The organism is Moraxella sp. RCAD0137 (assembly GCF_002894025.1).
GTDB lineage: Bacteria > Pseudomonadota > Gammaproteobacteria > Pseudomonadales > Moraxellaceae > Moraxella > Moraxella porci.
On record NZ_LTCC01000014.1, the window covers coordinates 44,281 to 52,511 of the forward strand.

Consider the following 8,231-nt stretch of genomic DNA (forward strand, 5'->3'; position numbering starts at 1 on the left):
AAAAGGCTGTCTTTGATTAATGATCATAAACCAAACCGCTATTTTAGCACAAATCAGCTGTTTTTCTTTTATTAAATCGTAAACCTGCGTAGGCGCATAAAATTGGTTTTGGCCGCTTGGATGATGCGTTTTTTAAGGGATGGCTTGGAGGTGCCCTGCTGCTGATTGTACAAATAATCAATCACCTGCTCGACGCTGGCAAGACCATAACCATGCGGCAATCGATACACAGGATAGTCAATCAGCGTGCCATGAATGAGCGCCTCTAAACTCAGTGGCACTTGGCGAGTGCGTCGTGCAATGGCGGCTTGTTTGGGCAAGTTATCACTTTCAACAACATCAGTCGTCAAGCCAAATCCAGCATAAAACGGCATCCCATAACACACCACTGCCACACCTCGTAGCAGTGCCTCAAAACCCGTCTGCGAGCTGATGGTATGTACCACATCACACACCGATAAGCACTGCGGCATGGCGGTATCATGAGCGATGATGTCGGCAAGTTTGAGCGTGGCGTCATCGACTTTGCCCACACGAAGCCCTGCTTCAATGTCAGGGTGCGGCTTATAGATGATGATGTCATCGGGATGATCGGCTCGTACTTGTTTGAGCAGGTCGGTGTTGGTTTTGATGATACTGGTGCAGTTTTGTACCGATGCATCGTCCTCGACTTGGCCTATAACCAGACGCACTTTGGCAGATGGCTTTTGGACGATCAGCTGACTAAGTAAGTCGCTCAATGCATCATTGACTTTGCCGACATTGTATTTGCTGACCTGCCTGTCAAGTAGTGATTGGTGTAAGAGCCTAGCACGCTCGGCTTGATCATCATCCAAGGTGATGCTTTGTAAAATTTGTTCAAGTCGTGATGGCGCTGTGGCATCATAATACACGCCAACATCATCCATGACCACAGACAATGGCTCAAGCAGTGTCGCCCCAAGGCCGTTGGAGCGGATAAAGCCATCTTCCATGCAGATGATGGCAGGATTGGTTTGATTTTGATAAATATGGATTTTGTCAGCAAGGCTACGCTTAGCAGCCAAACCCCAAACCAAATACCGCTGATTTGGTTTTTGTGCCAAAGGTGTCAAAGCAAGCTTATCGTCTCGCGTGGCACGACGGCTATTGAGTTTATCGCTGAACAATAGACGCATTTTGGTCTTTGCCTTAAACACCAAATTCACCTCAGGAAAGCCTGCATAACCTTTGACAAAGCCCACTTTCCATCGGCTAAACTCATAAGCCAATACATCACCTGCCAAGCGAGATTGCCAATCACGATTACGAATCAGATAGTCAATCACCGCCTCAATTTGACAGGCTTTACCTGTGGCAGGATCGGCATAATGGCTATAATCGATATAACTGGCAAAAAACAGCTGCTCAAGATTGACAGTTTCTACACCCAATGCCGCTCGACGTGCCTTGACTAGCCGATACAGCTTCGCCATTTGATCATCAGCACAGATGCCATCATCACAGGTCAACCCATAAGCACTATACCAACTCACCCCAAAGCAATGCACAACCTTGCCCATCATCAGTGCTTCAAAGCCTAGGTGCGAGCTGACAGTATAGACGCTCTTGGCTTGATTTAATAGTGCAATGGGATTGACGGCGTGTTTAATGATATGGATATCTACCAGTTTTTGTTGGCTGATACCCTGGCTCAATAAATAATTAACCGCATCTTGATTGAGTTGCCCATATTCATCCACCAAAAAACCCACTTTGGCAGCAGGATGCGCTTTGATATTGATTTGCTGATGTGATTGTAAGACTGAAAGCAACATCCGATAAAATGCAGTAGAATCAGCGCCCGCCCCTTGGATTGAGGCATCGCCCGCTACTTGGTCGATAACCAATGTACTGTGCGGCGGCAAAGTCTGTACGTGTGGCGTGCTGGGATTATATTTGGATAATTGATGATGAATTATTTTGTTGATCAATGACTTGGCACGACAAGCATCATCATCTGACCAACACGCCACACGATCAGCAATCAGCTGCTCCAGTCGTGATGGCATTGTCACATCAAAATAAATCCCCAAGTCATCAAGCACAAAACTTGCCCCATAGCGACTTTTTATCCCACTATCCAGCGAGCGTAAAAAGCCATCTTCAGCCGTCGATAGTGGCAGATTGGCTTGTTTGGCAAATTGGCGAGCTTTATTGGCAGATGCTTTTTGCCCCCACGTCAACACTGCTGTATGTGCATCAAGCGTATTTTTACTACCAAACCAATTCTTAAAAGACTGCTTACCCAAAGCGCGTACAGGCACGCCAAGTGCAATCGCCAATAAACGATTATTATTGACGATACCATGGCCTGTGGTGATAAACTCACCAATCTTTGCCTGCTCGATCATCGCAGATTCAAACTTAGGTTACAAGGCCACAATCACGCTGGCAGCCACTGCAAGCTGATAAAAAATCTGCGAGATTCCACGAGCAATTTCAATACGGCGAGTTTTTACTTTTGGCAAGACCATAATTTCATCGCCTTGCTGAACACGGTAAGCGGTATTCACCACCTTAGTTTCGCCATTTTGCTGCATCACCAAAATATTATTTGGGTCAGCATTTTCATCCATGCCACCTGATTTGGCAATATAATCAGCCACTGTCAAACTTGGTTCGAAAGTTAATGCACCCTGGGCGCGCACCTGTCCATTCACTGTAATCACTGAGGTCTGCTCTGGGATGTGAATAATATCGCCTTGCTGCAAGATGATGTCCTGCCATGAATTTGGCACCACAACAATACGACCAGCCGGCTCAATGCGGCGTGCTTTTGCGATGAATTGCTCAACCAACTTGGCATCTTCAGCACGCAGCTGTGCCTCTTCACGAGTCACGGACTGAGTGGATAAAGTCATGGCCTCCAAACGATCAAGTGCCTGATTGATGGCCTGCTTTTGTTGCTCAGCGACGGATTTACGATAAATTGACAGGTTTTGGATATTGGCAAGGCTAGATGGCTCAAGCTGTGCAATGACATCTTTTAGGCGAGCACCATGTGGCAAAATCACCGCACCATTACCTTTATGCGCACCCGTCACTTGTACCGCAATCGTGCCTGCATAGCGATCAGATGTCACCACCAAAGCATCCCCATTGTTCACCGAAATGCGATCGGCCTCCGATAATGGGTAATACTCGGCCGTCTGCGCACGCCCTGAGGCTCGGGTGATGCTGATATTGGTTGCGTCAGCCAGAGGATTGGCCACCGACAGCACATCCGCCACTGTCAAATTGGGCACATTGTATTCAAAAATATAAGGATTTTGGACACGGCCTGTGATGCTAAAAGTCTGCTTCTGTGGCGCAACAGTGATCACATCGCCATCACGAAATGCAAACGGCTGCAGACGACCTGCAATCAAAAAGTCATATAAATTCACCTGCTGCACCACTTGACCATTGCGGCGAATTTGGATGTCAATATAACTGCCGCGCTCTGGGTCAACACCCCCAGCACGATCCAGATAGCTAAGTACCGAATCTGCTGCCAACCCGCCATAATAACCAGGCTGATTGACAAATCCTGTCACAAACACTTTCACCGGCTGCGCCTGCTCAAGCGATGCATAGACGCCGACATTTGAGCGATAGATACGACCGATGGCATTTTGGACAACGGATTGAAGCTGGCCATTTTGAATGCCTGCAATGCGTACAGGACCGACATTTGGCAGGAAAATATTACCCTGTGGATCAACGGTCATTGTCGCAGCATACTGATACGCGCCCCACATTCGCACTTGCACATTATCGCCAGGATTGATGACATAACTGTCATTGAATGTCGAACCTGATGTCGTTGAAAATGCACCACGAAACAGCTGCTCACCAAAGATTTTTGGCTGTGTGCGATTGACATCCGTGATTTGTTGATAAGCACTGGTGTTGTTGATGACAGCGCTGCTGCCAAGACTGGCTGCCGCTACAGCTTCAGCCGCTGTGGCTTCTGCAGGCACTTGACCTGCATTTGCCATCACCGCAAGACGACCTGTATTGCTCGATGTGGTATTGGCCAAAGCTGCACTCATCGACAAAGTCGCAATGCAAGATACCAGTAATGATTTTTTAAACATAGCTTTTCCTACTTAGAGTGGTCACGAATGATTGCTAAAATCAAAACCACAAATCCGTATAAAATCAACAACAGCGCCAAAGATGTGCCGATGACATACAAATAGCGTGGATACTGCGCATCTTCAGCAGCATGAGGGGATGTGATGATGACCAAATTCTTCATCTTGCGGACAGCTTCAATGCGCGCGCTTTCAAATGAAGTCAGGGCAAGTTTGTAAAGCTCATTGGCAAACTCCACATCGGCTTTGATGGATTCAAACTGAGCTGCCTGAGCATTGAGTCGGCTATTGCGCGGTGAAGTCAGCTTGGCTTGCTCTTCGCGAATTTGTCGCTCAACAGAGGCGATCTGGCTACGCAGACTCACCACCTGAGGCGCTTCTGGATTTAAATAACTGAGCAGCTGACGCTCTTCGGTTCGCAGACTGCTTAATTGCCCTTGCAGCGTTGCGATGACTTGATTGACAATTTGTGCGTTGGTTTGTGGATCAAATACCTCGTTGGTATTTTGATAATCCAACAGTCGCTGCTTGGCTTCGTTTAAGCGATTCTCAGCATCAGTGACTTGTGTTGTTACAAAAGTCAGCTGCTCACTGGCGACTTTATTGGAGATGTCATTAACAAAGCGCTCAGATTCATCCAAGATGGCTTGGTTTAATTCAAGCGCAAATTCAGGCGTAAATCCCTGGGTAGAAACTGTTAAAATCGAACTAACTTCATCCAAGCTGACTGAAACTCGTTTTTTATAATAATCAACCAACTCTTCTTGAGAAGCCTCTTGGTCGATTTCATTGATAAAATCACGGCCATCCAGATGATAGCTTTCCCGAAAATTAAAGCGCTGATCCAGCTTATTCACCAAATCCGTCGATAAAATGAACTCAGTGAGATACACAGCATCATCACGATTGGTATTATTCACACCCAATAATGCAGAAATGCCCGTTGCAGATACTCCCTGCTCGCTGACTTGCTTCACCACAACATTTGAGGTGCTGACATAGCGCGGCGCAGCAAACATAAGCATGTAGCAAATGATGGCAATCCAAGGCGCGATGACCACAATGACAAACAGCCATTGGTTGATGCGTTTATTTTTTAGCTTGATGGACATGCTCTTTATACACCTCAATTGCTTGTTTTACATCATAAAATACTTTTGCGGTCTGATCCATCAGGACAATGCCCAGATCACAATTGCGCTCAATATCGCCCAAATTATGCGACACTACCAAAAACCCAGCTTGCTCGCGCCGTGCTTGCAAGATCTCTTCACTGCGCTTACGAAATGCTGCATCGCCCACAGCACCAGCTTCGTCGAGCATATAATAATCAAAATCAAAAGCCAGCGATAAACCAAAGGTCAACCGCGCTTTCATACCAGATGAGTAGCTTTTGACTGGCATATCAAAATATTTGCCGATATCTGCAAATTCTTCAACAAACCGGATTTTTTCTTCGATATAATCACCACTTGAATACAGTCGGCAGACAAAACGAACATTCTGACGGCCTGTCAAACTACCCTGAAAGCCACCTGCCACACCCACAGGCCATGAGATGGTTGAGTTGGTAATGACTTCACCGCTGTCAGGCTCATCAAGTCCACAGATAATGCGCAAGAGCGTTGATTTACCTGCACCATTTCGACCAAGCAAACCGACACTTTGCTTGTCTTCGATGACCAAATTTAAATCTTTGAATAAAAAATGACGGCCATGCGGGGTCATAAAAGATTTGGTGATATTATTTATATGAATCATAGCAATCACTTACTGCGAATCAAATCGCGCTCACAGACCTTGTATAGTGCCAATCCTAAAAACATCACACAAGCCACCCAACCCCAGAAATAAGCCCAACTGACATGATAAATTGGATAAGTTGGTGACAACGCATGACGCATCATCTCAAGATTATGGATAAATGGATTATACATCAAATAGCTCAAATACGGCTCAGGCACAATATGAACCGAATAGATCACTCCAGAAGTAAAATACAAGATGGTGAAAAGAATACTAATGATTTTACGAATCTCACCACCATAATAACCAACAATCATTAAAATCAGAGCAAGTCCCAAGCTGAATAAAAACATGCCCAGCCATCCGACAAGCACAATATGCAAATTCGCCATATCAAAGCCGATGCCAAAAAACATCAAACCCAATAGCAACAAAACAAAAGTAAAAAAGTAAATCACCAGCTCAAGAAACGATCTGGCAATAATGATATCAATATGTCGCACTGAACGGTACATGAGCAGGCCTTGATTGGCCTCAACCGCACCCAAAGATCTATTGGCAATGTGCTGCATCATGAAAAATGGTACCATGCCCGAAACCAAGAACAAAGAATAATTCATTCCAGGCAGTACTCTTTGCATGACCGTGCCAAAAATAATCAGCAGCAGCAATACCTGCAGCAGCACTTCAAGCGGCGCCCACAAATAGCCCAAACGATAGCTGCCAAATCGCGTCTGAAGCTCACGCATTAACAATGCATGCAAGGCAGCCATCATCACCTTGATGCCACTGCGCTTTTTAATCGGTCTGTAAGGCGGTAACTGGATTGACATAAATTTCAGTCAGAAAAATTTGATATATTTTAGCACATAGATTTTATAAGCACTAGCTAACAAGACAAAACGCCAACAAAACCCGCCAACCCCAAAACTCAATCGGCCATGTGTACCAAAAAAAATAATCCGTCCTCAAAAGTAAGCAGCGCCTATGGCTTGATTCGGGTTGGCACAGGGTGTCAATCAAACATCATCAAAAAAACCCGCCACAAGGGCGAGTTTTTTAACTTTAAAAGAACAACTAACAGTAATCAATACTGACGCTTATCCTCATCGCGCACAATCGGTGCTGCCAAGCGGTAGTTTGCAGCCGCAGTTTTGGCGCCAAAAATACTGGCAACAAATGTTAGCAAGGTGCTGATCAGCCAGAACAAGCCTGAGTACAAAGCAGCTTTACGACCAGCTTCTTCTGCAGCTCGTAGTGTTTGCTCCATTTTAACACGAGCATCGGCAATTGCTTGTTCAGTATTTGTACGGTACTCTTGATAAGAAGCCAAGGTTTCTTGTTGAACTTCCACAGCTTGTGCTTGAGACAAGCCTTGAGCCTGTAGGCGGTTAACCAGTTCATCACCAGTCAAAACAGCTTGAACTTCATCAGCGCGTTTTTTGGCATAATCATCGATATTAGTAAAATCCATCTGTGACAAGTCATTTTGGGTTTTATTCAACATACCCTCAAGTACATTCACAGTAGCATGAATTTGCGCTTGATCAAAGGTGTCATTGTTTTTTGCAACCCAGTTTTCAATGTCTTGACGACTGATATTACCTGTGGCTTTTTGGTACAATTCTTGTGCACGATTTTTCATCTCGCCATCAGAATTCACCGCGCCGACGCCAACTGCAGTCGCTGCCGTTGAAGTCACTGTGCTGGCAGCACCGCCTAAAGCGCTAGCGGCTGTGCCAACAGCACTGCCAGTTGTTCTAACCACGCTTGATACGCTACTCATCGCAAATACAGAAGAAATCACCACAATTGCCGCAGCTGTCAAGATACCTGTCAATGTCGCATCTTTTGGCAAAATATCTGTGCCATCGCCAAATATCGCCTCTGGAGCAGAAGCTTTCACAGCAAAAAAGCCTGCGACAAAAGCGCTGATCAATGCCGTAATCGCTGCATAAATGCCCGCTGCGACACCAGCACCTCTAAGATCTAATGATAAAAATGAACCAAGGACCAATGCCAATGCCAGCATGGCCATAGAAACAACCAGACCCATTAATAGGCCTGCAAAAATACCACGCCAAGAAGGGCGTCTACCTACTGTAGTATGAATTCGCATAATACTCCAATTCAAAATGTGAAAATCAATAACAAATGCTTATCAAGCATTCAACTTATTATAAGCTATTAATTGATTGCATCAGTAGGAGTTTGGCAATGATTGACAGGTATTTGGTTACTAATCGGTAAGTGTATGTAACCCCCCAACAAAAACCCCCTCACATCTCTGTAAGGGGGCTTCAAATAAGGTGCTGACGATGACCTACTCTCACATGGGCGAACCACACTACCATCGGCGCTAAGACGTTTCACTTCTGAGTTCGG

Annotated in this window: 6 protein-coding genes; all 6 read right to left on the reverse strand. The window is 45.5% G+C overall.

What is annotated here, in order from left to right; genetic code table 11:
- Nucleotides 1-71 precede the first annotated feature (71 nt).
- The gene (locus tag AZ602_RS08410) at nt 72-2,372 is read right to left on the reverse strand and encodes a capsular polysaccharide biosynthesis protein (protein ID WP_103034514.1); all 2,301 of its coding nucleotides are present in this window, start codon (nt 2,370-2,372) and stop codon (nt 72-74) included.
- 18 nt (nt 2,373-2,390) lie between these two features.
- Nucleotides 2,391-4,100 (reverse strand): polysaccharide biosynthesis/export family protein, encoded by a 1,710-nt coding sequence (locus AZ602_RS08415; RefSeq protein ID WP_103034515.1) that lies wholly within the window; start codon nt 4,098-4,100, stop codon nt 2,391-2,393.
- Between the two features lie 8 nt (nt 4,101-4,108).
- A complete protein-coding gene (locus AZ602_RS08420; protein ID WP_103034516.1) occupies nt 4,109-5,212 on the reverse strand; it encodes a capsule biosynthesis protein in 1,104 nt (367 codons plus the stop codon).
- Entirely contained in the window at nt 5,190-5,861 is a 672-nt protein-coding gene (locus tag AZ602_RS08425; protein WP_103034517.1) for an ABC transporter ATP-binding protein, read from the reverse strand. Before AZ602_RS08425 ends, AZ602_RS08420 begins: the two co-directional genes overlap by 23 nt.
- Before the next feature lie 5 nt (nt 5,862-5,866).
- Entirely contained in the window at nt 5,867-6,679 is an 813-nt protein-coding gene (locus tag AZ602_RS08430; protein WP_103034518.1) for an ABC transporter permease, read from the reverse strand.
- A 254-nt stretch (nt 6,680-6,933) separates the two neighbouring features.
- The gene (locus tag AZ602_RS08435) at nt 6,934-7,965 is read right to left on the reverse strand and encodes a hypothetical protein (protein ID WP_103034519.1); all 1,032 of its coding nucleotides are present in this window, start codon (nt 7,963-7,965) and stop codon (nt 6,934-6,936) included.
- Nucleotides 7,966-8,231 lie beyond the last annotated feature (266 nt).